A 25,532-nucleotide genomic window follows, 5' to 3' on the forward strand; every position below is an offset into this window, starting at 1 on the left:
GAAGTTGTCGTTACGTTATTCGGGATGCTCGCGTGCCTGTAACCATGATTCCAGCGTGACGAGTTCGATCTCCGGCTCTTCGCCGAGTGCCAGCTTGCTTAAGCCCCGGGCCAGCTCCGTGACCTCTTCAGGCGATAGTGGAGTGGTCATGCCCCAACTGCCCGGGCCAGTCTCGTGAAGTTTGCCCTCTTCGTCAGAGATCGTGAGAGAAAAGCCTGCGCGGGTCATCTCATTATTGAGCTCATTGACCGGCGTCAGGCCGCTGACCTGGTGGCTGATGGTTACAATATAGCGGTTAATGTCGCCGCTCATGGTTCACCTCTCTGAAGTATAAGAGCTTTCAGCATAGCTGATTCCCCGGGAAGCTCCCGATTCCTCGCAATAAGGGATCAGCGATTAACGTTTGATAACCGGCTGGCGCTATCCCGATGGGCGCGAAAGTCAACCTATATATTTATCTTATTGCCGCTGCGGTTATTCCGTTTAACCCTAAAAGATTAGCAGCGTTAAAAAAGATTGTCATATTAAAATCAGGGATAATCCTGGCGTTACCCTGCAAAATGTGAAGACTCTATCTATCTGAATTTAAATGCCTTTTAAGAGGCCTCTTATTCATTAAATTAAATGGTTATTTATTACGCTGTCAGCGCTCATTTTTTATAATTAGTAACCTTTGACGGGCTTTTGTTCTGATAAATTCGGCGTATGATTCGCAGGTTACTTTAGCGCTATTTGGGTTTTTCTTTGTTGTATGGATATTCGGATATAATGAATTTATTAACGCGTACTCCTGTCGCGCTGGCGCTGACGGGGAGTTTTATCTTTCCGTCGCTGGTGATGGCCGACGACTCGGTGTTTACCGTGATGGACGATCCGGCCAGTGCGACGAAACCTTTCGAAGGCAATGTAAATGCGGGCTACCTGGCCCAGTCTGGTAACAGCCGCAACTCATCGCTGACGGCCGACTCGACCCTGACCTGGTATCAGACCAGTACCGCCTGGTCGCTGTGGGGCAATGCCAGCAACACCTCCTCTAACGATGAGCGTTCGTCCGAAAAGTATTCGCTGGGCGGGCGTAGTCGCTATAACCTGAGCTCTCATGATTACCTGTTTGGCCAGGCAAGCTGGCTGTCAGACCGCTATAACGGCTATCGCCAGCGAGATGTCCTGGCGACCGGTTACGGGCGCCAACTGCTGAATGGACCGACGCATAAGCTGCGGCTGGAAGTCGGCCCTGGGGTACGTTACGACGAGTACACCGACGGTGGCGATAAAACCCAGCCGCTGGGCTATGCATCCGGCACCTGGGCGTGGAAGATGACAGACACCGCCACCTTTACTCAGGGAGTCTCGGTTCTGGGGAGCGAGGACACCACTGTTAACTCGGAAACCGCCCTGAATGTGGCGATTAACGAGCACTTTGGGTTGAAGCTGGCCTATAACGTTACCTGGAACTCAGATCCGCCGTCCAGCGCGCCGGAACATACCGATACCCGCACCTCTATTTCGTTAGGGTATAAGCTGTAATTACAGGCCGGGGGACCCCCGGCCCGTTTTTACAAAAATGGCGTTTTTTAATTTAATGTGCGATCTTTCACTGCCCGAACTTATATTCCGCGGTATCCCTTCATTCTTCCTCCTTAATTGTCTGTCAGACTTCAGGGTCAATAAATTTGATGTCAACAAGCAAATAATTTGACTGGTCAAAAGTGTGATCTGGATCTAGTATTGAAACCGAGGCCAGTTATTTTGTTTGATACCAAAGAATAAGAGAAAAAGCATATGAAAATGATTAAGACAACCGCAACGGCAATCGTACTTTCGGCCCTTTCCTTTGGGGCGTTTGCCGCGCAGCCTGCACAGCCAGTAGCCGATCAGACCCTGACCGCCCAGCGCGCAAGTGACGTTGAAGCGGGCTCAAATATTATGCCCGGCGCGTTATCTACCGGTCAGACAATGGATCAGGCATTTGATGTCCATACCCTGGTCGCTGGCGACTGGTCATAACCATGGTTATTGGCGATTCACGAGTTTTGCAGTATCGGCGAATTAATAATAATCTTATCATCGATAAATAAAACCGGGCCTGTACTGCGTCCGGTTTTTTTATTGAGTCGTGTAAAACAGCCGGCCATCACCTTCATTTAGCTATTCTTTTTCATCCCCATTTTAGTGAGCTGGCGCGACAGCCGCGCTCAGAAGTGTTACTATCGATGACGCGCCGGCCCGGGGAATTCGGGGGCGCGGGTAATTCGGCCGCCAGGCCGTCCTCGCAATAGTTGGCGAGACGGATGCGCGGCGTTTTTCGTTTCAGCAAACTTTGTATGTGAGCTTGCGTGTGGCTCACCACTGCAAATAAGGATTTATGAATGCCTGTTATTACTCTTCCTGATGGTAGCCAGCGCGCCTATGACCATGCGGTCAGCGTAATGGATGTGGCGCAGGATATCGGTCCTGGACTGGCTAAAGCCTGCATTGCCGGTCGCGTAGACGGCCAGTTGGTAGACGCCTGCGATCCTATTGAGAAGGACGCAAAACTTGCGATCATCACCGCGAAGGATGAAGAGGGTCTGGAGATTATCCGCCACTCCTGCGCGCACCTGCTTGGTCATGCCATCAAGCAACTGTGGCCAAAAACCAAAATGGCTATCGGCCCGGTGATCGACAATGGTTTCTACTATGATGTGGAGCTCGATCACACTCTGACCCAGGAAGATCTCGACAAGCTCGAAAAGCGTATGCACGAGCTGGCAGAGACCAATTACGACGTCGTTAAGAACAAGGTGAGCTGGGAAGAGGCGCGCCGCACTTTTGTTGAGCGCGGTGAAAGCTATAAGGTTGCCATTCTTGACGAGAACATCAGCCATGATGATAAGCCGGGTCTTTATCATCATGAAGAGTACGTAGATATGTGCCGTGGGCCCCACGTGCCCAATATGCGCTTCTGCCATCACTTTAAACTGATGAAAACCGCAGGGGCGTACTGGCGCGGCGACAGCAACAATAAGATGTTGCAGCGCATTTACGGCACCGCATGGGCGGACAAGAAACAGTTGAAATCCTACCTGCAGCGTCTGGAAGAGGCCGCAAAGCGTGACCATCGTAAGATTGGTAAGCAGCTTGACCTCTATCATATGCAGGAAGAGGCACCGGGTATGGTGTTCTGGCACAACGACGGCTGGACCATCTTCCGCGAACTGGAAACCTTTGTCCGCACCAAACTGAAAGAGTACCAGTATCAGGAAGTGAAGGGTCCCTTTATGATGGACCGCGTCCTGTGGGAAAAAACCGGTCACTGGGACAACTACAAAGATGCCATGTTCACCACCTCGTCCGAGAACCGTGAATACTGCATCAAGCCGATGAACTGCCCGGGCCACGTGCAGATCTTCAACCAGGGGCTGAAGTCCTATCGCGATCTGCCGCTGCGTATGGCGGAATTCGGTAGCTGCCACCGTAACGAACCTTCGGGCGCGCTGCATGGCCTGATGCGCGTGCGCGGCTTCACCCAGGACGATGCGCACGTCTTCTGTACTGAAGATCAGGTGCGCGATGAAGTGAACAGCTGCATTCGTATGGTCTACGATATGTACAGCACCTTCGGTTTTGAAAAGATCGTGGTGAAACTGTCCACCCGCCCCGAGAAGCGTATCGGTACCGACGAAATGTGGGATCGCGCCGAAGCGGATCTGGCAGTGGCGCTGGAAGAGAACAATATTCCGTTCGAATACCAGCCGGGCGAGGGCGCCTTCTACGGGCCGAAGATCGAATTTACGCTCTATGATTGCCTGGATCGCGCCTGGCAGTGCGGTACCGTGCAGCTCGACTTCTCGCTGCCGTCGCGCCTGAGCGCCTCTTACATCGGCGAAAACAACGAGCGTCAGGTACCGGTGATGATTCACCGCGCCATCCTGGGCTCTATGGAGCGCTTCATTGGTATCCTGACCGAAGAGTTCGCTGGTTTCTTCCCGACATGGCTGGCGCCGGTGCAGGTTGTGGTGATGAATATCACCGATGCGCAGTCCGAATATGTGAATGAATTGACCCGTAAATTGCAGAATGCGGGCATCCGTGTAAAAGCGGACTTGAGAAACGAGAAGATAGGCTTTAAAATCCGCGAGCATACATTGCGTCGTGTTCCTTACATGCTGGTCTGCGGTGACAAAGAAGTCGAGGCTGGCAAAGTAGCGGTGCGTACCCGCCGGGGTAAAGACCTCGGTAGCCTGATTGTGAACGACGTAATAGAAAAGCTGCAGCAAGAGATTCGCAGCCGCAGTCTTCATCAACTGGAGGAATAAGGTATTAAAGGCGGAAAACGAGTTCAAACCGCGCGTCCGAATCGCATCAATGGCGAAATCCGCGCTCAAGAGGTTCGCTTAACAGGTCTGGAAGGCGAGCAGATAGGTATTGTCAGCCTCAGAGAAGCTCTTGAACAGGCTGAAGAAGCCGGGGTAGATCTGGTTGAGATCAGCCCTAACGCCGAACCGCCCGTATGCCGTATTATGGACTACGGCAAGTTCCTCTATGAAAAGAGCAAGTCTTCTAAAGAACAGAAGAAAAAGCAGAAAGTCATCCAGGTGAAGGAAGTCAAATTCCGCCCTGGTACTGATGAAGGCGATTATCAGGTAAAACTCCGCAGCCTGACTCGCTTTCTCGAAGATGGCGATAAGGCCAAAATCACCCTGCGTTTCCGCGGGCGTGAAATGGCCCACCAACAGATCGGTATTGAAGTGCTTAATCGCGTGAAAGAAGATCTGAGTGAACTGGCAGTCGTTGAGTCCTTCCCATCGAAGATCGAAGGCCGCCAGATGATCATGGTGCTCGCCCCCAGGAAGAAATAACGGGCCTTCAAGTAATTTAATCCTGTGAAACCTTCGGGTTTCGCAGGATTAGTTCGCCTGTATTTCGTTTATTAACAATGCGAAGTGGAAGTCAATAAGATGCCAAAAATCAAAACCGTACGCGGTGCTGCTAAGCGCTTCAAAAAAACCGGTAAAGGTGGTTTTAAGCACAAGCACGCTAACCTGCGTCATATTCTGACCAAAAAAGCGACCAAGCGTAAACGTCACCTGCGCCCGAAAGCCATGGTTTCCAAAGGCGATCTGGGTCTGGTAATCGCGTGCCTGCCGTACGCATAAGCCGTTAACGTTTAACTTTTTTAAGAATATAGATACAGGAGAGAGCACATGGCTCGCGTAAAACGTGGTGTGATTGCACGTGCACGTCATAAAAAAATCTTGAAGCAGGCCAAAGGCTACTACGGTGCACGTTCTCGTGTATACCGCGTTGCCTTCCAGGCTGTTATCAAGGCTGGTCAGTATGCTTACCGCGACCGTCGTCAGCGTAAGCGTCAGTTCCGCCAGCTGTGGATTGCACGTATCAACGCTGCAGCCCGTCAGAACGGTATTTCTTACAGCAAGTTCATCAACGGCCTGAAGAAGGCGTCTGTTGAGATCGACCGTAAGATCCTGGCTGACATCGCCGTATTCGACAAAGTGGCTTTCACCGCCCTGGTCGAAAAAGCGAAAGCAGCGCTGGCATAAGTCCAGTGAGATGAGGGAGCCTGTCTCCCTCTTTTCGTCTCTAAGCGAATCAATTCATTGACATTTCATACCGCAAGCCGTTCAATAGGCGCGGTAAGACAGTTTATGACAAGGTAACTGCAAGCATGAACGCTGCTATTTTCCGCTTCTTTTTTTACTTTAGCGCCTGACTCAGGGGGGCTTTACGCGTAAGAAAAGAAACGGAAAGTACGCTAAAAGGCCTCCTGAATGGAGGCTTTTTTTTTACAGATTATTCGCACTCAGACCCATGACTCCGGCGGGCTCCGCCGGCATAAGAGGAAAACCATGTCACATCTCGCAGAGCTGGTTGCCAATGCGAAGGCGGCCATAAACGAGGCCCAGGACATTGCGGCGTTAGATAACGTTCGCGTTGAATACCTGGGGAAGAAAGGGCAGTTGACCCTTCAGATGACCACCCTGCGTGACCTGCCGCCTGCTGACCGTCCGGCGGCCGGTGCGGTGATCAACCAGGCCAAAGAGCAGGTCCAGCAGGCGCTGAATGCCCGCAAAGAGACGCTCGAAAGTGCGTTGCTGAATGCCCGTCTGGCGGCGGAAACCATCGATGTTTCCCTGCCGGGGCGCCGCATTGAGAACGGCGGCCTGCATCCGGTGACCCGTACCATTGACAGGATTGAACACTTTTTTGGCGAACTGGGCTTTACCGTGGCGACCGGCCCGGAGATTGAAGATGACTACCACAACTTCGATGCCCTGAATATTCCGGGTCACCACCCGGCGCGTGCCGACCATGATACCTTCTGGTTCGACGCCACTCGCCTGCTGCGTACTCAGACTTCCGGAGTGCAGATCCGCACCATGAAGCAACAGCAGCCGCCGATCCGCATTATCGCTCCCGGCCGCGTCTATCGTAACGATTACGACCAGACCCACACCCCGATGTTCCATCAGATGGAAGGGCTGATCGTCGATAAAGATATCAACTTCACCAACCTGAAAGGGACGCTGCACGACTTCCTGCGCAACTTCTTTGAAGAAGATCTGCAGGTGCGTTTCCGTCCTTCCTACTTCCCGTTTACTGAGCCTTCCGCCGAAGTGGATGTGATGGGTAAAAACGGCAAATGGCTGGAAGTGTTGGGCTGCGGTATGGTGCATCCTAATGTACTGCGCAACGTGGGGATCGATCCTGAAGTCTATTCCGGCTTTGCCTTCGGCATGGGGATGGAACGTCTGACCATGCTGCGCTACGGCGTCACCGATCTGCGCGCCTTCTTCGAAAATGACTTACGTTTCCTCAAACAGTTTAAATAAGGCGGGACTGGCTAATGAAATTCAGTGAACTCTGGTTACGCGAATGGGTGAACCCGGCTCTGGACAGCGAACAGCTGGCCGGACAGATCACCATGGCCGGTCTGGAAGTGGACGGCGTAGAGCCGGTGGCGGGCGAATTTACCGGTGTGGTAGTCGGTGAAGTGATGGAGTGCGCACAGCATCCTAACGCTGACAAGCTGCGGGTCACTAAGGTGAACGTGGGCGGCGATCGTCTGCTTGATATCGTCTGCGGCGCCCCTAACTGCCGCAAAGGCCTGAAGGTGGCGGTGGCGACCGTGGGCGCGGTACTGCCGGGTAACTTTAAAATCAAAGCGGCGAAGCTGCGCGGCGAGCCTTCAGAAGGGATGCTCTGCTCCTTCTCCGAACTGGGGATCTCCGACGATCACAGCGGCATTATCGAACTGCCGGCCGATGCTCCCATCGGCACCGATATCCGCGACTATCTGAAGCTGAACGACACCACCATCGAAATCAGCGTGACCCCAAACCGCGCTGACTGCCTTGGCATTATGGGCGTGGCGCGCGATGTGGCGGTGCTGAATCAGCAGCCGCTGGTCGAGCCGGAAATCGCCCCCGTCGCGGCCGCCACCGATGAGACTCTGCCGATTCAGGTAGATGCCGCCGAAGCCTGCCCGCGTTATCTTGGCCGGGTAGTCAAAGGTATCGACGTGACCGCGCCGACCCCGATGTGGATGAAAGAGAAGCTGCGCCGCTGCGGCATTCGTTCCATTGATGCGGTCGTGGACGTGACCAACTACGTGCTGCTCGAACTGGGCCAGCCGATGCATGCATTCGATAAAGACAGGATCGAAGGCGGTATTGTGGTGCGTATGGCGAAAGAGGGCGAGAAACTGACCCTGCTGGATGGTAACGAAGTTCAGCTCAGTGCTGACACTCTGGTGATTGCCGACCACCAACAGGCCCTGGCTATGGGCGGTATCTTCGGTGGTGAACACTCTGGTGTGAATGGCGAAACCCGTAACGTGCTGCTGGAGAGCGCCTTCTTCAATCCGCTGGCGATTACCGGCCGCGCTCGCCGTCACGGTCTGCACACCGATGCTTCGCACCGCTATGAGCGCGGCGTGGACTACCAGCTGCAGTATAAAGCCATGGAGCGCGCCACCCGTCTGCTGACGGATATCTGCGGCGGTGAAGCGGGCCCGATTATCGACGTGACCCATGAAGCGCATCTGCCGAAGCCGTCCACTATCTGCCTGCGTCGCAGTAAGCTGGATCGCCTGATCGGTCACCCGATTCCTGACGCTCAGGTTGGCGATATCCTGCGTCATCTTGGCTGTGAGGTAACCGAAGGCGAAGGGGAGTGGTACGCGGTAGCGCCGTCCTGGCGTTTCGATATTTCAATCGAAGAGGATCTGGTGGAAGAGGTGGCCCGTATCTATGGCTACAACAATATTCCTGACAGGCCGGTCCAGGCTTCCCTCGTGATGGGCAATCATCGTGAGGCCGATCTTTCCCTGAAGCGTATGAAAGGGATGTTGGTAGACAAAGGCTACCAGGAAGTTATCACCTACAGCTTCGTCGACCCGAAAATTCAGCAGTTGCTGCATCCGGGCGAAGAGGCGCTGATGCTACCGAGCCCGATCTCCAGCGAAATGTCGGTGATGCGCCTGTCGCTGTGGACCGGCCTGCTGGGTGCGGTGGTGTATAACCAGAATCGTCAGCAGAGCCGGGTGCGTCTGTTTGAAAGCGGCCTGCGCTTTGTGCCTGATACTCAGGCAGACCTGGGGATTCGTCAGGATCTTATGCTGGCTGGCGTTATCTGCGGTAACCGCTATGAAGAGCACTGGGACCTGGCGAAAGGCAGCGTTGATTTCTACGATTTGAAAGGCGATCTGGAGTCGGTTCTGGAACTTACCGGAGATTTGTCTGAAATTGAATTCCGCGCAGAAGCTAATCCGGCCTTGCATCCTGGCCAAAGTGCTGCCATTTATTTAAAAGGCGAACGCATTGGTTTCATTGGCGTTGTCCACCCGGAGCTGGAACGTAAGCTGGATCTGAACGGCCGCACGCTGGTGTTTGAGCTGCTTCAGGAGCGGATCGCAAACCGTCGCATACCGCAGGCGCAGGAGGTTTCGCGCTTCCCGGCGAACCGTCGTGACATCGCCGTTGTGGTGTCTGAAAGCGTCCCCGCAGCAGATGTTCTCAATGAGTGTAAGAAAGTTGGCGTAAATCAGGTAGTTGGCGTAAACTTGTTTGACGTGTACCGCGGTAAGGGCGTAGCCGAAGGTGATAAGAGCCTGGCCATTAGCCTGATCCTTCAGGATACCACCCGTACACTCGAGGAAGAGGAGATTGCCGCCACCGTAGCTAAATGCGTAGCGGCATTAAAAGAGCGATTCCAGGCATCATTGAGGGATTGAACCTATGGCGCTTACAAAAGCTGAAATGTCAGAGTATCTGTTTGATAAGCTTGGGCTTAGCAAACGGGATGCCAAAGAGCTGGTGGAGCTGTTTTTCGAAGAGATCCGCCGCGCACTGGAGAACGGTGAGCAGGTGAAGCTCTCTGGCTTTGGTAATTTTGACTTGCGCGACAAGAACCAACGGCCCGGACGTAATCCGAAAACCGGTGAAGATATCCCCATTACGGCACGCCGTGTGGTGACCTTCCGCCCCGGGCAGAAGCTTAAGAGTCGCGTCGAGAACGCAACGCCGAAAAACGACTAACTCAGTCCTGACTAAAAAGGCCGCACTGCGGCCTTTTTCCTGCGCCGCGTACGGGTGCTCTGGCATCGGTACGCGGCGGCGGGGCTGTTCTCGCTTTCAGCTCACCGGACCTGTTCCGATGCTGCCGGATTCATGCGCCCGCTGTATGGCGCATTTGCTGTTTTTTACCCCCCCGTTTTCCCGTCAGGCCCCGCACCATCAGCCCGCAGTAGAAAATGTTAAAAGTTTGTGGCAATCTGATGCCCTTGTTCATAACTAACAGGGACAGCCATACCTTATGACTTCAGAAACAGCGCGCTGCCTGTTCAGCGAAGGGAGCGTGGCGCTTCCTGAAGGCTACCAGGATCGCACGGTCAACATCTTTCCTCCGCCCGCGGCGGGTGATGCGGCATTCAATATCTCACGCGATACTCCGGAACCCAACGAGGCACTGGCTGACTATATCGAACGCCAGCTTGGGCTGATGAAGACGCATCTTAAAGGCTGGAAAACCCTGGCGCGTGAAGCGGTCAGGCTGGGCCATGATGGGCCGCAGGGAGAATGCCTGCACGCCAGCTATCTGCGCGGCGCCGAGCGAATCTGGCAGCGTCAGGCGGTATTTTTAACCGGGCCCGATAAGGTGCTGGTCTTTACGCTCTCGAAAAATACCGAACTGAGCGCTCAGGATGAAAAAGCCTTCAGCGAGCTGCTCGCCAGTTTTCACTCACACCCACAGAAGTAAGGATCCCCTGAATGTTTGAAGCGGCGCGCGTCGACGATCAAATCGGACACTCCCATGCCCTGGCCGGCTTGATCGGCGGCACTATCGTTGGCGGGTTACTTGCCGCGGCAGGAGGGTTCGCGTCCCGGGCGCTGCTGATAGCCGGAATGGGGGCCTCCTGCCTTGGCGTGGGCCTTCTGCTGGTTGGGGCTGCTCTGCTGGTGGGGTGGGCGTCGCTTGAACTGGGCACCTCGGCTCGTGACAGTATGGCCCAGTCCGGTGCCGACAGTCTCAGTCCGGAAGGGCCGATCGTCACCGGCGCCCGCGACGTCTTCATCAACGATAAACCTGCCGCCATCGCCACGACCAGCATGGTGGCCTGCGGGCGCGATGGCCCCAGTATGCAGATGGCGCAGGGCTCCTCGAAGGTGATCATTAACGATATGCCTGCTTCCCGTAAGGGGGATAAAACCAACTGCGACGCGCAGGTAATGGAAGGCTCTGCGAATGTCATTATCGGCGGGGAAGCGGTCACCACGCTGCCCATTACCCCGGAGGTCTCTGAAAACTGGTATAAAGCCTCCGATCTGACGCTGTTTTTCGCCAGTCTGGCAGGCTTTGGCGGTGCGGGTGCCGCCGCCGGTAAGCTGGCGAAGCTTATCCAGAAAATGCCGGGCATCGGCAAGCTGTCGCGCATTCTCTGCCGCGGTAGCTCGCTGCTGATTGGCGCCACGGCGGTGGGGATTGTCGCGCGTCCGGTAGAGATTATCTCCGGGCAAAAATTCCTGAGCGACGACGATGAGCTCGATTTCGTGCTGCCTTCCGCGCTGCCGGTACGCTGGCAGCGCTACTGGCGCAGCGGTAATCCCGGCGACAGCGTACTGGGCCGCGGCTGGAATCTGTTCTGGGAAACGTCGCTCGAACGCCATGAAGAGGGGCTGGTCTGGCGTTCGCCAGAAGGTGACTATATTTCGTTTCCGCTGGTGGAAAAGGGGCATCGGACCTGGTGCCAGCCGGAAAAACGCTGGCTGGAGCACCACCGGGACGGCCACTGGACGGTGTATGACATCAGCGGTGAAGTCTGGCACTATTCGGCCCTTTCTGGCGAAGGGCGCGCTACGCTGACCCATATCGCCGATCCCTGCGGTAATCGCACCGATTTTGAATGGCGCGACGACGGACGCCTACAGGCTCTGACCGACAGCGCCGGGCAGCGGGTGATTTGCCGCTATCGCGACGGACGTCTGAGCGGCGCCTGGCTGGACGATGAAATTTGTCTGGCAGGCTATGATTATGACGGCGAAGGGCAACTCATCACGGTAACGGGCCGCGGCGGTAGCGTGCTCCGCCGCTTTGGTTGGGCCGACGGGCTGATGATCAGCCACGAAGACGGCAACGGCCTGCGCAGCGACTACCAGTGGCAGGAGATAGACTCTCTGCCCCGGGTGGTGGTTTACAGCAACAGCGCCGGTGAACGCCTGAACTTTAGCTACAACTTTGAAACCGGGGTGCGCAGCGTGGAGCGTGAAGACGGCGCGCGCGCGGCCTGGCTGGTGGACGACGATGATAACGTCGCCTGCTATACCGACTTTGACGGGCGTCAGACCCACCTGCTGTATGAACAGGGGGAACTGAACGCGGTACTGCTGCCCGGCGGCGCCATGCGTAAAAGCCAGTGGGATGACTACGGCCGTATGCTCAGTGAAACCGACGAGCTGGAGCATACCACCCTGTATCAATGGCACCGCCAGAGCGACCGGATGGCACGCATTACCGGGCCGGACGGCGCCAGCGAAAGTGCGCAGTGGGACGAACGGCTGCGGCTGATCAGCGAAACTGATGCCGCAGGCGCGATCACCCGTTATCACTATCCGAATGCTGAGACCAGCCTGCCTGAACGTATCACCGACCCGCTTGGCGGCGAAGTGCAGCTTCGCTGGAATCGCCAGGGGCTGGTTACCCAACGTACCGACTGTTCCGGCAGCGTGACCACCTTCGACTATGACCGCTTTGGGCAGCTACTGTCCTCCACCGATGCCGAAGGCAACACCACCCGCCGCGAATGGAACGCTGCCGGGCAGTTAGTCGCCATCGAACTGCCGGACGGTAGCCGTGAAACTCTGCGCTGGAACGCCCACGGTCAGATAGAGCGCTGGCGCGATGCGCTGGAAAGCGAAGTCCGGCTGCGCTGGAACGCGCTGGGGCAGCCGGTCAGTATGACCGATCGCCTGAACCGCACCCGACGCTGGCATTACGATCCACGCGGTAACCTGATTCGCCTGGAAAATGGCAACGGTGCCGACTACCGCTTTGAATACGATCCGCTGGGGCGCCCCCAGCGTGAGATCCGCCCGGATGAAACCTCGCGCCAGTTCAGCTACGACGAAGCAGGCTGGCTCAGCATGGTGCGCCATGGCGGCCAGCCGGACGCCGACGGCGAACAGCCGGTAGAGGTGCATCTCTATCGTCATGATGCTGCGGGTCAACTGATCTGGCGCGCTCACGATCATGCCGGATTCCACTACACCCGTGACGAGCTTGGCCGGTTGATTGGGGTAGAGCGACGCCCCACTGATGCCGGTGCGGCGCTGGGCATTGAGTTCGATAGCGTGACGCTACGTTATGATAAAGCGGGGAACCTGTGCGAAGAGGCGGGTGCCGGAGGGGCGCTGGGTTACGACTATGACGTGCTTGGCAACCTCAGCGTCCTGACCTTGCCGGAAGGTCAGCAGCTAAGCTGGCTGCGCTATGGCTCCGGCCACGTCAGCGCGGTTAAATTTGGCCAGCGGCTGGTCAGTGAATTTACCCGTGACCGTCTGCACCGTGAACTGAGCCGCAGCCAGGGCGCCCGATTGCAGACCCGCGGCTACGATGCCCTTGGGCGCAGGACCAGCCAGCGTAGTCAGCTCACCGGAGAAGTCACACTGCCGGAACAGCAGCTACTGGAGCGTCTGTACCGTTACAGCGGCCGCGGCGAGCTGACAAGCGTCAGCGACCGGCTACGCGGCGAACTCCATTTCGGGTACGATGCCGAAGGGCGGCTGCTGAAACATAACGAGCCGCGTCAGGGGCTGACGGTGTTGAAATTTAGCTATGACGACGCTGACAATCTGCTGGAGCGTGACGCCATGATGCCGCCGCAGCCGGTAAGCAATAACCGGCTGGGCCAGTGGCAAAACCTGTTCTTTCGTTATGACGCGCGCGGCAATCTGATTCAGCGTCGTCACGGTCTGCATCAGCAGCACTATAGCTACGATGCCGATAACCGACTGATTTCTGCCAGCGGCACCGGGCCGGAAGGAAAATTCACTGCCCGTTACCGCTACGATGCCCTGGGGCGCCGTATTGCGAAAGCGGTTACCACCCAACGCGGCACGGTGGAAACCCGTTTCCTGTGGGAAGGCTGGCGTCTGCTACAAAGCCGGGAAGGGGAGCGATGCGCCACTTATCTGTACGATCCGAACGAAACCTGGAGTCCGCTGGCGCGGGTCGATCACCCTGCTCAGGCACAGGACGGGGAATGCTACTGGTTTACTGCCGATCTTAACGGCGCGCCGCTGGAAGTCACCGACGCTGATGGCGCCGTGCGCTGGAGCGGCCAGTACGGCAGCTTTGGCGAAGTCAGCCACCAGACGGCGGAAAGCTGGGCGCTGCGGCAGGGCAAACCGACCATCAACCAGCCGCTGCGCTATGCCGGGCAGTACGCTGATAGCGAAACGGGTCTGCACTACAACCTGTTCCGCTACTACGACCCGGGCGTGGGACGCTTTACCACTCAGGATCCGATAGGGCTGCAGGGCGGGCTGAACCTGTACCAGTATGCGCCGAATCCGCTGGGGTGGGTGGATCCGTTGGGGTTGGCTGCGTGTAGTCCAAATAAGAAAACAACGTATGAAGGTACGAGTCGAAGAGATGCATTTAGGCAGGCTAAGCGTGATGCAGGAATACCTATGAGACAACAACCAAGTGCGATTACAAGGCCTGATTTATTAGATGGCAGTGGTAAGAAAATATTAGATGATAAGGGGCTACCAGTAAAAACTAGACAGTATGAATTTACTGATGAAAATGGCAAGACTGTTTTTATCCAGGAGCATAGTTTGGGGCATGCTAAGGCGACCATCGGCCATGGGTTTGAGCCTCATTTTAATATTAGGCCGCCTGAAAATATAAATACCGGTAGTGTGCCGGGAACGCACGGTCATTATAATTTCTAAAAATGGAGGTTGATATGTGGTTTCAAAATGCAATGGGTGGGGACAAAATAAGATTTATGTTTGGTGGTGATTTTGATATTAAGAATATAGAATTGGGTAGTATTACTCTGGAAAGGTTTTCAGATTTGAAAATTAACTTTTTTCACAAGGGGCTACCCCAAAATCACCCAGAAAAATGGGATGGGAAAGGGTATAATGCACTTAGTTTTATCATTACTTTTGGTGATATGGTTGAATTAAAATTATCAGGTTCAAAAGTTGGTTTCTTTTGTTCTCCAAAAATAAGTTCGATGAGCGATTTTTCTGAGATCATAGTAAATGAAAACGATCTTGAATTATACTGCCGCTCTAAATTTTTAACAATAGAAAGCATTGAGCCATATATCGACGAGCGATGGGGGTGATTTTTATATAATCGGGTCGAATGCTGGCTTTAGTTATCGATAATATTAGCGTTTCTGATATTAGATAGAAGTGACAGTGATGGAATGAACCTGTATTAGTTGCTCTTGACCAGTTAAGGTGGGAAGGGCTTTTCGTTAATGGATTGGAGTGCTCCAGTGCTCAGCATGCTGTTTCGGTGAAACCAGTCACTAACTAATGTGGTGGTTTTTTGAGCAATTAAGGTGGTATTCCGATTTGGTTCGAATGGTGAATATATGGGGCGAAGGTAAATATGAGAGAAATCCCTGGAAAAAGTGACTTAATCAAAAAGATACAAAATTTACTATCAGGACTTGAAGATAGGAAGGCTGTATCTGATTGGGCGTTTGATATTTATAATGATGATTCTTTAAGAATATCTGATCCAGTGATCTCTAACTACCTGGAGATATTAGGCGCGGTAGATTTACCATCCTCAGATAGAAATTATTTATATACTGAGGAGGATTTTAAAGAATGGATAATTGAATTAAACCGTTCCTGATCGCATTAAGCCGGCGAGAGCCCCGATCCTTCCGGTTTTTTGTTTTAGCCGTCCGTTGCCTGCTCCGTCGCCGGGATCAGGCAACCCGCTTCGATCTTTACCGTCACCGGACATCCGGTCTCAAACCCCGCTTCCCTGAGCCAGTCCCCCTTGAGGTGCAGGCTGGGGCTGCGTGAATAGAGGGGGGCGGTGATATCCCTGCGGCTCTCATGGCGGATACTGACATAGCCGACCTTGTACATATTCTGGAGTGCAACGTCATAGCCGGTAAGCAATACCCGGCTGGGCCAGTGGCAAAACCTGTTCTTCCGTTATGACGCGCTCGGCAATCTGATTCAGCGTCGTCACGGTCTGCATCAGCAGCACTATAGCTATGATGCCGATAACCGACTGATTTCTGCCAGCGGCACCGGGCCGGAAGGAAAATTCACTGCCCGTTACCGCTACGATGCCCTGGGGCGCCGTATTGCGAAAGCGGTTACCACCCAACGCGGCACGGTGGAAACCCGTTTCCTGTGGGAAGGCTGGCGTCTGCTACAAAGCCGGGAAGGGGAGCGATGCGCCACTTATCTGTACGATCCGAACGAAACCTGGAGTCCGCTGGCGCGGGTCGATCACCCTGCTCAGGCACAGGACGGGGAATGCTACTGGTTTACTGCCGATCTTAACGGCGCGCCGCTGGAAGTCACCGACGCCGATGGCGCCGTGCGCTGGAGCGGCCAGTACGGCAGCTTTGGCGAAGTCAGCCACCAGACGGCGGAAAGCTGGGCGCTGCGGCAGGGCAAACCGACCATCAACCAGCCGCTGCGCTATGCCGGGCAGTACGCTGATAGTGAAACCGGTCTGCACTACAACCTGTTCCGCTACTACGACCCGGGCGTGGGGCGTTTTACCACTCAGGATCCGATAGGGTTAAACGGCGGGCTGAACCTGTATCAGTATGCGCCGAATCCGCTGGGGTGGATCGACCCCATGGGCTTAACGTTAACGGGGGTGGATTTTGCTGGCAGCCCTGATTTATTTCCTGTGAAGGATGGGCAGAGGAATATTGTTCAGATTATGATGCAAGGAAGTCGGGGACGAGATTTTACGGTTGCTTATAAAACTGCTGGAATTAAAAAATCTGATGCAGCTTCATATACCTGGCATCATGTGGATGACTTCGATCCGGAAACGGGGAAAACCACTATGCAGTTGGTAAAAACACAAACTCATGTTGAGTCATTTCCTCATAGGGGATCTGTATCTCAATTTGAACAGCATTTTGGTGTTAAGTATGAGACGCCTGAAGCAATTAAAGTATCACATAGCAAAGGGTGGTTGAAGGGCCGACTTCCTAAAACATGTCCATGAATTTCGGAGCATCATATGGAATTTTTAACAGTAAATACATCAAAAGCATTGACTGATAAAGTTTATAATGAATTTGAACGGGTGGTCAATGTTAGATTCTCAAACGAAATAAAAATGTTTTATCTGTCAGGGAATGGTGGCGAGTTATCTGATGAACGTTGTATTTACATATCTGATGATGGCATGGAATTAGATGTAAAATATTTTCTTCCTATAACCTACCCTCGTTTCGATGGGGATCTTACTGTTGAACATGCCTATTTTTCTTTTGTCGAGAGGAAAAAAATAATTCCGGAAGGTTATATACCATTCGCCATTACTAATGGGGGGTTCCCTTTTTGTATATCTAAAGTAAATGAACAGATTTACTTTGCGAACATTGAGTCTGATGAACTCATTTTTTTAGATAATACACTGAATAGCTTTCTCTCTAAAATCATTACAGAAGATGAAGCATGGGGATAAGGTTTTAATACGTTTAGGCGTAGTTAAACTTAGTATGAGACTATTGCATGGGGGGTTAATTACGCTGGGTAATCTCACTTAATTATTCTGGATCAGCAGCTCTATACTGTGCACGGCAATCTGATTCAGCTCCGTCACGGCCTGTATCAGCAGCAGTCGGGTGCATTGTGAAAACGATCACCACCCGGTGCGGCACGGTGGAAACCCGTTTCCTGTGGGAAGGCTGGCGTCTGCTGCAAAGCCGGGAAGGGGAGCGATGCGCCACTTATCTGTACGATCCGAACGAAACCTGGAGTCCGCTGGCGCGGGTCGATCACCCTGCTCAGGCACAGGACGGGGAATGCTACTGGTTTACTGCCGATCTTAACGGCGCGCCGCTGGAAGTCACCGACGCCGATGGCGCCGTGCGCTGGAGCGGCCAGTACGGCAGCTTTGGCGAAGTCAGCCACCAGACGGCGGAAAGCTGGGCGCTGCGGCAGGGCAAACCGACCATCAACCAGCCGCTGCGCTATGCCGGGCAGTACGCCGATAGTGAAACAGGTCTACACTACAACCTGTTCCGCTACTACGACCCGGGCGTGGGACGTTTTACCACTCAGGATCCGATAGGGTTAAACGGCGGGCTGAACCTGTACCAGTATGCGCCGAATCCGCTGGGGTGGGTGGATCCGTTGGGGTTGGCTGCTGATGATTTAGTTCGATACAAACCAGCTCCTACTCTAAGTGCCGAGCCAGGGGCGAGAGCGACTGCAATTAGCCGTGCATGGGGTGAAGAAAGAGAGTTGGTTGCTGCTGGGGGAGGGAGCAGAGAATGGAATGCTGCCGAACGTGAAGTAATTCTTAGTACAAAGAACAATCGCCAACTTTCATCGGTAATGTCCGAGATGGGATATACTGGGCACCATATTAATAGTGTTAAGGGTAATGGTGCCCTGGGTGGAAAGTGGCAAGGTGATCCAAGGAATATCGTTTTCCTCCAGAATGCTAATCATCCTAGTGGTTATGATGAACATTTAAATGGAAATCAAGGACATCGTGGCAGCTATGAGAATCCAGGCAGAGGACGATTAATAGACCGTAGTCGCACCCGTAAGAACCTGATAAGTTGTCCATAAGTCAAAATTATGTGAGGTAGATCATGAGAAATATTGAAAATGTACTAAATGACTTCGTAACGGTTTGTAATAAATACTCCATTCCTGGAAATTTTGATACGGTTGATGATTTGGCTAAATCATTCACGGCTAGCATGTCAAAATCTGCTGAGCTGAATTTTTTTTATAAAAATTATAATCCAACAGGATTGAAAATTGAGACCGGCTTTACACCAATAAAAATTTATTCTGTTACTGATTTAGGAAAAGGAAAGATTGGTTACGAGGGGTATCCTGATGAGTTTCTGATCATCGGTGATGACTTAGGTGGGGGGAAGCCAATAATTGCTGTTGTAGATATTGAAAACACACCTATTTATGCTAACTATGACGTTGGAGAACCATTTAAAATAGCAGATAATTTCTGCGATTTTATTGTGTCGATAACAAGATTAATTGATCTAGTATATGGTTCTTATGAAATTTTTGATATTGCAGATAATAATGATGAAATAAAACCTGAGTTTATCGAGAGTCTAAAGTTAAATATCTCCCCAATAATAGGGAAGGATAATTTCAATGCCTTTTATGATTATTTCTATGGGTAGATCTGGTTGCTAATATGAATTGAGAAGGCTAAGCTTGCTTTTTAATAATAAATGCAGGGTTTTTAGTAATCAATTTTCTCAAAGAGAAAGATATCTCAAATCGAGTAGATAAATGTTGTTACTATCAGGTTATCCTAAGCGTGGATAACCGATGTGAGTGTTTTATGATTTTTAATAAAAACAAATCTTAAATGAAAGTGGATTGAACTTCAAAGCTATAGGGAAGGTTATCGCTCAAGACAATAAGAAAGTTTTTTTGCTGAGTTTGATAATTTAAGGGAGGCATGAAAAATAATGATTTTAAAAATAACCTACTAAGAAAATTTTTCTCGTCATTACGCGGAGGTTTATAGTGATTATCTCCATCCAGTTACAGAGATTATGGATCAGATATATATTTGGATGCAAAGTAGTATCTATTCGGTTACAGCGGGGACGGTGAGCTTTTCCAAAGCTACTACGATCCGGTCGTGGGACGCTTTACCACTCAGGATCCGATAGGCTGGCAGGTGGGCTGAACCTGTATCAGTATGTGCCGAATCCGCTGGGGTGGGTGGATCCGTTGGGGTTGAGTAATGAGCCTATTGGGGAAGTGAAGATAATCCCTTCACCTCTTCGAGATCTGCCCGTAGAGATGCAATGAGGCAGGCGGGGATTCCCACAAGTCAACAGCCTGTAAGCCAGTTACGTAAAAGTTCTGGTCGTGAGTATTCCTATAAAATTACAAAGCCAGGAGGAAGCGGGGGTATGGCGTCAGTGCAGGAACAAACAATGGATGTTAGTCATCCAGATAAGCCGCACTGAGAGACTGGAAAGGTCAAGATTGATGACTATGGTGATCCCAGGAACCATAAATATGGTCGACCGCAATTGAGAAATGGTAAAGCATATTATAAAAAAATCCACAGGAGCATGTTAATCATGATGCTTGAATATAAGAGAAGTCTCCTTTTTCGAAAGGTGCAAGGAAAAATAAACATGGATAGTTATTTTGGGAAGATTACTAATCTTACAGATGTTAATTGCAACGATTTAACATTATTGAGTTTGGAGGAGTCAGATTTAATAATTAACAAAATAAAACACATGTCCGTTGTAGATGAAACTATTTTGGATATGAAAAACACCAATGATTTATGTGCATTTATCACGGAGGAAGTATGCAATACAGATTTTTACCTGCTAATTGACAAGGATTGGAAAAATTGTGGGATATGCTTCATGAGGTCCGGTGTTATCTTTAATGGTAAGTATGATTTTGATAAAATGGTCAGTGATGAAATAAGAGTTATAAGCACTGATTTTTCATTTCAGATTCAGAGTGATTATGATTCTGGAGATATCTTCTGTAATTTTATGAAATACTGATATTATTTGCGGGGGATTATAATAATAGATTAAATGAAATCTATTATTATGAAACGGATGATATGTGAAAATAAATTGCCTTTTCAAGATGAGTAAGGGATTCTCACTGTTGCAGATTACTGAGTGGAACCTACACAATGGGGGGATTTCAGGGATAAAATATATGACGAGTAAAGGTGGCAAGATATGCACATAACATTAAAAGAAAACTTAGAGTTGCAATACGTGGCGGTAGATTGATTGATCGTGCAGCAACACAAAGGGCTCGAGGCACTTGTCCATAACTAAGGATGAATAGTATGAATATTGATGAAGTACTACATAATTTTGTTGATTGCTTTAATAATAGCCCTCAGAGTTTAGGTGAACTCAAGTATACATCAACAAAATTGTCTGGCGATAAGCTAGCGTTACCCCTAAAAGGAGAGCTTCTTTATTTTTATGAGCACTTGGAAATGATAGATAACCCTGCGTTTGGAGGGGATCTTTTTCTGGAGTTGATTTCTGGACAGAATTTAGTCAAGGCATTGTCTGGATGGCGCTGGATAGGTCAAAATAATAATATAGACCCTAACTGGAGCGAAAATTATATTATTTTTGCAAATCGGAATGATGACGTCATTTTCTGTGATATAGCTGATGGTAACTCTCAGGTTTACGGTAGTGTTCAGAAGAAAAATATAAAGCTAGCGGATTCGCTAAAAGATTTTTTGAGTGTTTTTCATGACTTGGTCAAAATAGAAGAAATAGATTTTCAATGTGAGACCACTGATGATGATTTTAATTACAAATTAGATTATTTGGAAAGAATTGAAAGAAAATCAGAAGAACATCTTTCGGATGAGTATTCAAAAAATATGTTTCATTTTTTCTTTGGGTGAAAATAAGAGGTTAACAGATAATTTTCTCTGTTAATTCCTTGATTTATCGATTTTTTGTATTCTTTTATAGAGATAAATTCATGCTGAGTAGAGCTTTTGTAAGTACACCCGTTTTAGTTCCTCGCATTTTTGAGATTTCTGGGTTTTCATCTATCAACCAGTACTCTAGCGGCGTCAGGTTATTCATGGATCCATGAGGTCACTCACTGTTGTATCCCGTTCAGCTTGATTTCAGATTAGAGCCAGCTCGGTCCTTCTTGAAGGACGGGTATCAGCTCAGGGGATTGGATTACCTGATGGATAAATACAAAAATACCTCACTAATCCTGATGAATTAATGGGTTTATGAACATGAACAATAAAGCTAAAACAGCGGAAAAACAATAATGGCGCTTGATAGACTCAACGAAGTTGTTGTTACAAAAATATGCCAGTATTGTCTGTAAGCTCTCCAGTGAAAATATTAAAATTTATACGGATTTTTGAGGTGGCTTTGAAAGATATAACCTCAGATAATATCCCATCCCAAAATAATAGAGAGTTGGGTATAGTCCGAGTTATCGTAGATCAATGGCCTTTCGACACTGAATTAGGAGAAGTGATTATAGAAGCTGAACAGGCTTATAAATCCATATAATCTACCGAGGTTGATGATGAGTGCGATGGAGCGGCTAGTACGGCAGCTTTGGCGAAGCCAGCCACCAGACCGCGGAAAGCTGGGCGCTGCGGCAAGTCAAAGCGACCATCAACCAGCCGCTGTGCTACGCCGATAGTGAAACCGGTCTGCATACAACCTATTTCGCTACTACGACCCGGGTGTGGGACGCTTTACCACTCAGGACCCGATAGGGTTAAACGGCGGGTTGAACCTGTATCAGTATGCGCGGAATCCGCAGGGGCTAACGAATGCTACTGTTGGTCGTTTGATGGGGGATTCCGAGTATAAACAGATGGTAGACAGTGGGCGAGTTGTGCAAAGTACCACTGGCACTACTCATGTGGCTTACCCTGCAAATATTGAAGCTTTTGGTCCAAGCTAAACCGGGTACAATGTATGTTGAGTTTGATGTGCCAGAAAATTCACTGATTAAAACTAATGATGGTTGGGCAAAAATCGTTGGACCTGATTCTCTTGAGGGGCGTTTAGCGAAGCGTAAAGGTTTACCTGTTCCTGAAATGCCGTCAGCGAATAGAATAGAAATTAAAGCCCATAAAACTGATACCGGAATAAAAAATGCTCCAGGATGTAAAAAATTGGATTTTATCTCGTGGTGACTATGAGATTAAAATCAATAAAAATGACTTTACTGATAGTTTAGTTGTTGATTTTGAAAGTGAAAATAAGATTGCTCGCTTTACTGTATGGGATGATAAGTCATGTATTCTTGAAGTAATGGACGTTAATACCGGGCAATATATTATTAATGACAGAAGAGAGTTATCTGAAATGAACGAGGTACTAGATGCTTTTAAAGAGTTCAGTGCTCTTTTAGGTTAAATAAAGCCGAAAAGATCTTCCCGATCCTTCCGGCTTTTTGTTTTAGCCGTCCGTTGCCTGCTCCGTCGCCAGGATCAGGCAACCCGCTTCGATCTTTACCGTCACCGGACATCCGGTCTCAAACCCCGCTTCCCTGAGCCAGTCCCCCTTGAGGTGCAGCAACGAGGCCCTAACACATTGGTGTTGCTGCTGTTGCCCGGGAACTTAGTCCTTATGGATCTCAGCTCTACAACTGGCGTAGCAAACGTTGTTGCATCTGCTGGAATCCGATGCCGCAGCCGGTAGTTAATAACCGGCTTGGCCAGTGGCAAAACCTGTTCTTCCGTTATGACGCGCTCGGCAATCTGATTCAGCGTCGTCACGGTCTGCATCAGCAGCACTATAGCTATGATGCCGATAACCGACTGATTTCTGCCAGCGGCACCGGGCCGGAAGGAAAATTCACTGCCCGTTACCGCTACGATGCCCTGGGGCGCCGTATTGCGAAAGCGGTTACCACCCAACGCGGCACGGTGGAAACCCGTTTCCTGTGGGAAGGCTGGCGTCTGCTACAAAGCCGGGAAGGGGAGCGATGCGCCACTTATCTGTACGATCCGAACGAAACCTGGAGTCCGCTGGCGCGGGTCGATCACCCTGCTCAGGCACAGGACGGGGAATGCTACTGGTTTACTGCCGATCTTAACGGCGCGCCGCTGGAAGTCACCGACGCCGATGGCGCCGTGCGCTGGAGCGGCCAGTACGGCAGCTTTGGCGAAGTCAGCCACCAGACGGCGGAAAGCTGGGCGCTGCGGCAGGGCAAACCGACCATCAACCAGCCGCTGCGCTATGCCGGGCAGTACGCCGATAGTGAAACCGGTCTGCACTACAACCTGTTCCGCTACTACGACCCGGGCGTGGGACGTTTTACCACTCAGGATCCAATAGGGTTAAACGGCGGGCTGAATCTGTATCAGTATGCGCCGAATCCGCTGGGGTGGGTGGATCCGTTGGGGTTGAGCGGAGAAAATATATTTATTCATTATACTGATAAAGCAGGGTTTGACAGTATAATGAAGTCTGGTGTTCTTGAACCTAATGCAAAAGGAAAGGTTTATATAACGGATATATTAATGTCTCCTGATGACGTGATGCGAGATTTGTTGATTAATAACCCAAGATATGCTGGTCGTGGGGATTACTCTATAATCTTTAAAACTGATGAAGCTCAGAGGGCTAACATCAATCTATCATCTCGCCTGGAATATATACACAGCGGGAGATTAAAGCTTAATGATGTGTTATATTCTGGTAAAAATCCTTACTCATCCTTGTCGAGTTTGGATTATGAAACTAGATTGAAATTGACCGATAATCAGGTTAAAGTAAGGGGGTGTTAAATAATGAAAATTGAAAAAATAGAACTTGACAGGAGTGAAGTAAATGCTTTGATTAAAGCCATTCTTTATTTGAAGTTTGAGTGTGAGGATACTGATTCGTTATTATATTGTAGCAGCCCGATAATAAATTCGTCATTGAGTAAGCTTCTGGCAATGTATGGATATGAAGATGAGTGGGGTAAGGTTTTTTCTGTTCTTCCAGAAGCTAACAAAAAAATAGCGATAAATAAGATTAAGCGTTCAGAATCTGAAGAGGGGGTTCTGGATGAGAAAATTAAAAAAGAAGTGCTTGAGCAGTATTTGTTCCCCTACAGAGACTAGGTTGAAAGGGCATTTTTATAACCCGTAATTAATCTGTGTGGCAGCAATTTTGCTGCCTGATTAAATCTGAGGGAAATACTGTTTTTTGATACCACTAAATACTCATAGCTCTGTAGAGTTAGTGTTCTCTACCATTCAGTTAGTTGTATTGAATTATTAGGGGCGTTTATTCCATCCCTTCCCACCCACCCAAACTCCCCGTAAAATCAACCCCCTGTGCCATCAGGATAAGCCGTTCTATGCTGCCATTTATTGTCCAACAACGTCGTCGCGAGCGCCGCTGGCTGTGCGGGCTGGCACTGCTGCTGCTGTGCGCTGCGGCTCTGAGTCTGTGCGCCGGGGAGCAGTGGATCGGGCCTGGCGCCTGGTTTAGCGATGCCGATCGGCTGTTCGTCGGCGAAATTCGTCTGCCGCGTACTCTGGCCGTGGTGCTGGTGGGGCGGCGCTGGCGGTGAGTGGAACGGTGATGCAGGCGCTAGCACAAGATCCAACTAAAGGATTCGGTACCGGAGGTGGAACTCAGTTCTTTTTATCAAATTATAAAGGAGTACTTGAACCTATTGGCCATCCATTTGAATTGGGGTTTTAACATGATTAACATTGCTAGTGATGGTTCTATATATCTAATGGAAAGTATCAGGTTGAACAGTGATGTAACTAAAATAGAATTGATACCGACTGAAAAAGATTGGGAAGAATGGATTAAAAATGAACTCGGAGAGATCGTTTCTTATAGAAGGATTATTTTTGATAAAAAAGAAACTTTTGGGAAATTGTATCTGATAGTCACATTTACTTCCCCTGTAAATGATAAGTCATTATTGTGCTCATGGTTTCTTGCTCCTGAGAAGCTAATCGATGGGAAACAAAGTAAACCAGAAGGAAAAGTTACAAAGGCACTGCAGCAATGGTTTTTTGAACGTACTGGGCAGGCAATTCCTTATGGAAATGAACGAGAACATATCGATGCTGCTTATGACCATTGGAATTGTGTAGGGGGGATCGTATGTAATTATAGAACATCATTTAAAACGCAAAATGAGTGGAATGAATATAAAAAGAACAATAAATTTTAATGAGTTGAGTTGACAGAATATTTTAGCTGATAATCGATTCCTATTCCTGGTAAGAGTGAAGGTATCTTGTATAAAAGAAGCGTTTACTCTCTACAGCAGGAGCAAGGC

25 protein-coding genes, 7 pseudogenes and 1 other annotated feature are annotated in these 25,532 nt (G+C 50.4%); of the genes and pseudogenes, 29 read left to right on the forward strand and 3 right to left on the reverse strand.

The features are described from left to right. Nucleotides 1-15: 15 nt before the first annotated feature. Complete coding sequence (gene ghoS, locus SCU88_RS10195; RefSeq protein ID WP_175339937.1) at nucleotides 16-312, reverse strand: type V toxin-antitoxin system endoribonuclease antitoxin GhoS; 297 nt, start codon at nucleotides 310-312, stop codon at nucleotides 16-18. Nucleotides 313-837: 525 nt separating this feature from the next. Between ghoS and SCU88_RS10200 the strand changes: the two genes are divergently transcribed. The 14 genes from SCU88_RS10200 (at nucleotide 838) to SCU88_RS10265 (ending at nucleotide 15,384) form a co-directional block, all read left to right on the forward strand. Next, nucleotides 838-1,527, forward strand: coding sequence for a DUF481 domain-containing protein (locus SCU88_RS10200; protein WP_241666648.1), 690 nt, complete (start codon nucleotides 838-840; stop codon nucleotides 1,525-1,527). Between the two features lie 255 nt (nucleotides 1,528-1,782). Beyond that, nucleotides 1,783-2,007 carry a hypothetical protein gene (locus SCU88_RS10205; RefSeq protein WP_138097216.1) on the forward strand — a complete coding sequence of 75 codons (225 nt, stop codon included), beginning with the start codon at nucleotides 1,783-1,785 and terminating at the stop codon, nucleotides 2,005-2,007. Between the two features lie 362 nt (nucleotides 2,008-2,369). Then, on the forward strand, nucleotides 2,370-4,298 hold the full coding sequence (gene thrS, locus SCU88_RS10210) for a threonine--tRNA ligase (RefSeq protein WP_175339938.1): 1,929 nt from the start codon (nucleotides 2,370-2,372) through the stop codon (nucleotides 4,296-4,298). A gap of 3 nt (nucleotides 4,299-4,301) precedes the next feature. Beyond that, the gene (gene infC / locus SCU88_RS10215; RefSeq protein WP_138097218.1) at nucleotides 4,302-4,841 is read left to right on the forward strand and encodes a translation initiation factor IF-3; all 540 of its coding nucleotides are present in this window, start codon (nucleotides 4,302-4,304) and stop codon (nucleotides 4,839-4,841) included. Between the two features lie 99 nt (nucleotides 4,842-4,940). Next, complete coding sequence (rpmI, locus tag SCU88_RS10220; RefSeq protein ID WP_001124225.1) at nucleotides 4,941-5,138, forward strand: 50S ribosomal protein L35; 198 nt, start codon at nucleotides 4,941-4,943, stop codon at nucleotides 5,136-5,138. Between the two features lie 48 nt (nucleotides 5,139-5,186). Continuing rightward, the gene (gene rplT / locus SCU88_RS10225; RefSeq protein WP_000124850.1) at nucleotides 5,187-5,543 is read left to right on the forward strand and encodes a 50S ribosomal protein L20; all 357 of its coding nucleotides are present in this window, start codon (nucleotides 5,187-5,189) and stop codon (nucleotides 5,541-5,543) included. 120 nt (nucleotides 5,544-5,663) lie between these two features. Further along, nucleotides 5,664-5,788: a sequence feature (Phe leader region), on the forward strand. Then, complete coding sequence (pheM, locus tag SCU88_RS10230) at nucleotides 5,669-5,713, forward strand: pheST operon leader peptide PheM (protein ID WP_106120997.1); 45 nt, start codon at nucleotides 5,669-5,671, stop codon at nucleotides 5,711-5,713. (Overlaps the previous feature by 45 nt.) 61 nt (nucleotides 5,789-5,849) lie before the next feature. Further along, nucleotides 5,850-6,833: a phenylalanine--tRNA ligase subunit alpha gene (gene pheS, locus SCU88_RS10235; RefSeq protein ID WP_175339939.1), complete on the forward strand. Its 984-nt coding sequence runs from the start codon at nucleotides 5,850-5,852 to the stop codon at nucleotides 6,831-6,833. A 14-nt stretch (nucleotides 6,834-6,847) separates the two neighbouring features. Then, nucleotides 6,848-9,235 carry a phenylalanine--tRNA ligase subunit beta gene (gene pheT, locus SCU88_RS10240; protein WP_175339940.1) on the forward strand — a complete coding sequence of 796 codons (2,388 nt, stop codon included), beginning with the start codon at nucleotides 6,848-6,850 and terminating at the stop codon, nucleotides 9,233-9,235. Between the two features lie 4 nt (nucleotides 9,236-9,239). After that, nucleotides 9,240-9,539, forward strand: coding sequence for an integration host factor subunit alpha (gene ihfA, locus SCU88_RS10245; protein WP_138097221.1), 300 nt, complete (start codon nucleotides 9,240-9,242; stop codon nucleotides 9,537-9,539). Nucleotides 9,540-9,816: 277 nt separating this feature from the next. Next, nucleotides 9,817-10,260 carry a DcrB-related protein gene (locus tag SCU88_RS10250; RefSeq protein ID WP_138097222.1) on the forward strand — a complete coding sequence of 148 codons (444 nt, stop codon included), beginning with the start codon at nucleotides 9,817-9,819 and terminating at the stop codon, nucleotides 10,258-10,260. Nucleotides 10,261-10,271: 11 nt separating this feature from the next. Continuing rightward, nucleotides 10,272-14,456 (forward strand): HNH/endonuclease VII fold putative polymorphic toxin, encoded by a 4,185-nt coding sequence (locus SCU88_RS10255; protein WP_431810125.1) that lies wholly within the window; start codon nucleotides 10,272-10,274, stop codon nucleotides 14,454-14,456. Between the two features lie 14 nt (nucleotides 14,457-14,470). After that, complete coding sequence (locus SCU88_RS10260) at nucleotides 14,471-14,860, forward strand: Imm50 family immunity protein (protein WP_175342344.1); 390 nt, start codon at nucleotides 14,471-14,473, stop codon at nucleotides 14,858-14,860. Nucleotides 14,861-15,132: 272 nt separating this feature from the next. Next, nucleotides 15,133-15,384, forward strand: a complete 252-nt coding sequence (locus tag SCU88_RS10265) for a hypothetical protein (RefSeq protein ID WP_175342343.1) — start codon at nucleotides 15,133-15,135, stop codon at nucleotides 15,382-15,384. 44 nt (nucleotides 15,385-15,428) lie between these two features. On the opposite strand, the gene SCU88_RS10270 is transcribed toward SCU88_RS10265, so the two are convergent. Then, nucleotides 15,429-15,626 (reverse strand): SymE family type I addiction module toxin, encoded by a 198-nt coding sequence (locus SCU88_RS10270; RefSeq protein WP_175342346.1) that lies wholly within the window; start codon nucleotides 15,624-15,626, stop codon nucleotides 15,429-15,431. A gap of 22 nt (nucleotides 15,627-15,648) precedes the next feature. Here SCU88_RS10270 and SCU88_RS10275 point away from each other — a divergent pair. The 11 genes and pseudogenes from SCU88_RS10275 to SCU88_RS10325 form a co-directional block, all read left to right on the forward strand. Then, nucleotides 15,649-16,737: pseudogene (locus SCU88_RS10275) on the forward strand (RHS repeat-associated core domain-containing protein); the annotation flags it as partial. A gap of 15 nt (nucleotides 16,738-16,752) precedes the next feature. After that, nucleotides 16,753-17,202 (forward strand): SMI1/KNR4 family protein, encoded by a 450-nt coding sequence (locus SCU88_RS10280; protein WP_175342339.1) that lies wholly within the window; start codon nucleotides 16,753-16,755, stop codon nucleotides 17,200-17,202. Nucleotides 17,203-17,372: 170 nt separating this feature from the next. Further along, nucleotides 17,373-18,317 (forward strand): annotated as a pseudogene (locus SCU88_RS10285) (RHS repeat-associated core domain-containing protein); the annotation flags it as partial. A 23-nt stretch (nucleotides 18,318-18,340) separates the two neighbouring features. Beyond that, nucleotides 18,341-18,904, forward strand: coding sequence for a hypothetical protein (locus SCU88_RS10290; protein ID WP_175342338.1), 564 nt, complete (start codon nucleotides 18,341-18,343; stop codon nucleotides 18,902-18,904). 455 nt (nucleotides 18,905-19,359) lie between these two features. Continuing rightward, nucleotides 19,360-19,478 (forward strand): annotated as a pseudogene (locus tag SCU88_RS10295) (RHS repeat-associated core domain-containing protein); the annotation flags it as partial. A gap of 347 nt (nucleotides 19,479-19,825) precedes the next feature. Then, complete coding sequence (locus tag SCU88_RS10300) at nucleotides 19,826-20,272, forward strand: hypothetical protein (RefSeq protein ID WP_175342337.1); 447 nt, start codon at nucleotides 19,826-19,828, stop codon at nucleotides 20,270-20,272. A gap of 299 nt (nucleotides 20,273-20,571) precedes the next feature. Beyond that, nucleotides 20,572-21,153 carry a hypothetical protein gene (locus SCU88_RS10305; RefSeq protein ID WP_175342336.1) on the forward strand — a complete coding sequence of 194 codons (582 nt, stop codon included), beginning with the start codon at nucleotides 20,572-20,574 and terminating at the stop codon, nucleotides 21,151-21,153. Nucleotides 21,154-21,912: 759 nt separating this feature from the next. After that, nucleotides 21,913-22,052: pseudogene (locus SCU88_RS10310) on the forward strand (RHS repeat-associated core domain-containing protein); the annotation flags it as partial. Between the two features lie 27 nt (nucleotides 22,053-22,079). Then, nucleotides 22,080-22,193: a hypothetical protein gene (locus SCU88_RS10315; RefSeq protein WP_431810161.1), complete on the forward strand. Its 114-nt coding sequence runs from the start codon at nucleotides 22,080-22,082 to the stop codon at nucleotides 22,191-22,193. After that, the gene (locus SCU88_RS10320; protein ID WP_431810126.1) at nucleotides 22,150-22,428 is read left to right on the forward strand and encodes a hypothetical protein; all 279 of its coding nucleotides are present in this window, start codon (nucleotides 22,150-22,152) and stop codon (nucleotides 22,426-22,428) included. The genes SCU88_RS10315 and SCU88_RS10320 overlap by 44 nt, the downstream gene beginning before the upstream one ends. Further along, nucleotides 22,388-22,651: an immunity protein TriTu family protein gene (locus SCU88_RS10325; RefSeq protein ID WP_175342335.1), complete on the forward strand. Its 264-nt coding sequence runs from the start codon at nucleotides 22,388-22,390 to the stop codon at nucleotides 22,649-22,651. Before SCU88_RS10320 ends, SCU88_RS10325 begins: the two co-directional genes overlap by 41 nt. A 60-nt stretch (nucleotides 22,652-22,711) precedes the next feature. On the opposite strand, the pseudogene SCU88_RS10330 reads toward SCU88_RS10325, so the two are convergent. Next, nucleotides 22,712-22,810: pseudogene (locus tag SCU88_RS10330) on the reverse strand (SymE family type I addiction module toxin); the annotation flags it as partial. A gap of 119 nt (nucleotides 22,811-22,929) precedes the next feature. On the opposite strand from SCU88_RS10330, the pseudogene SCU88_RS10335 reads away from it, so the two are divergent. The 4 genes and pseudogenes from SCU88_RS10335 to SCU88_RS10350 form a co-directional block, all read left to right on the forward strand. Further along, nucleotides 22,930-24,027, forward strand: a pseudogene (locus SCU88_RS10335) (RHS repeat domain-containing protein); the annotation flags it as partial. A 3-nt stretch (nucleotides 24,028-24,030) separates the two neighbouring features. Then, the gene (locus tag SCU88_RS10340) at nucleotides 24,031-24,348 is read left to right on the forward strand and encodes a hypothetical protein (protein WP_175342218.1); all 318 of its coding nucleotides are present in this window, start codon (nucleotides 24,031-24,033) and stop codon (nucleotides 24,346-24,348) included. 239 nt (nucleotides 24,349-24,587) lie between these two features. Next, nucleotides 24,588-24,838: pseudogene (locus SCU88_RS10345) on the forward strand (iron chelate uptake ABC transporter family permease subunit); the annotation flags it as partial. Nucleotides 24,839-24,938: 100 nt separating this feature from the next. Further along, entirely contained in the window at nucleotides 24,939-25,424 is a 486-nt protein-coding gene (locus tag SCU88_RS10350; RefSeq protein ID WP_175342216.1) for a hypothetical protein, read from the forward strand. Nucleotides 25,425-25,532: the final 108 nt, after the last annotated feature.

The sequence above is a fragment of the Jejuibacter sp. L23 genome (assembly GCF_050815825.1).
Classification (GTDB): domain Bacteria; phylum Pseudomonadota; class Gammaproteobacteria; order Enterobacterales; family Enterobacteriaceae; genus Jejubacter; species Jejubacter calystegiae.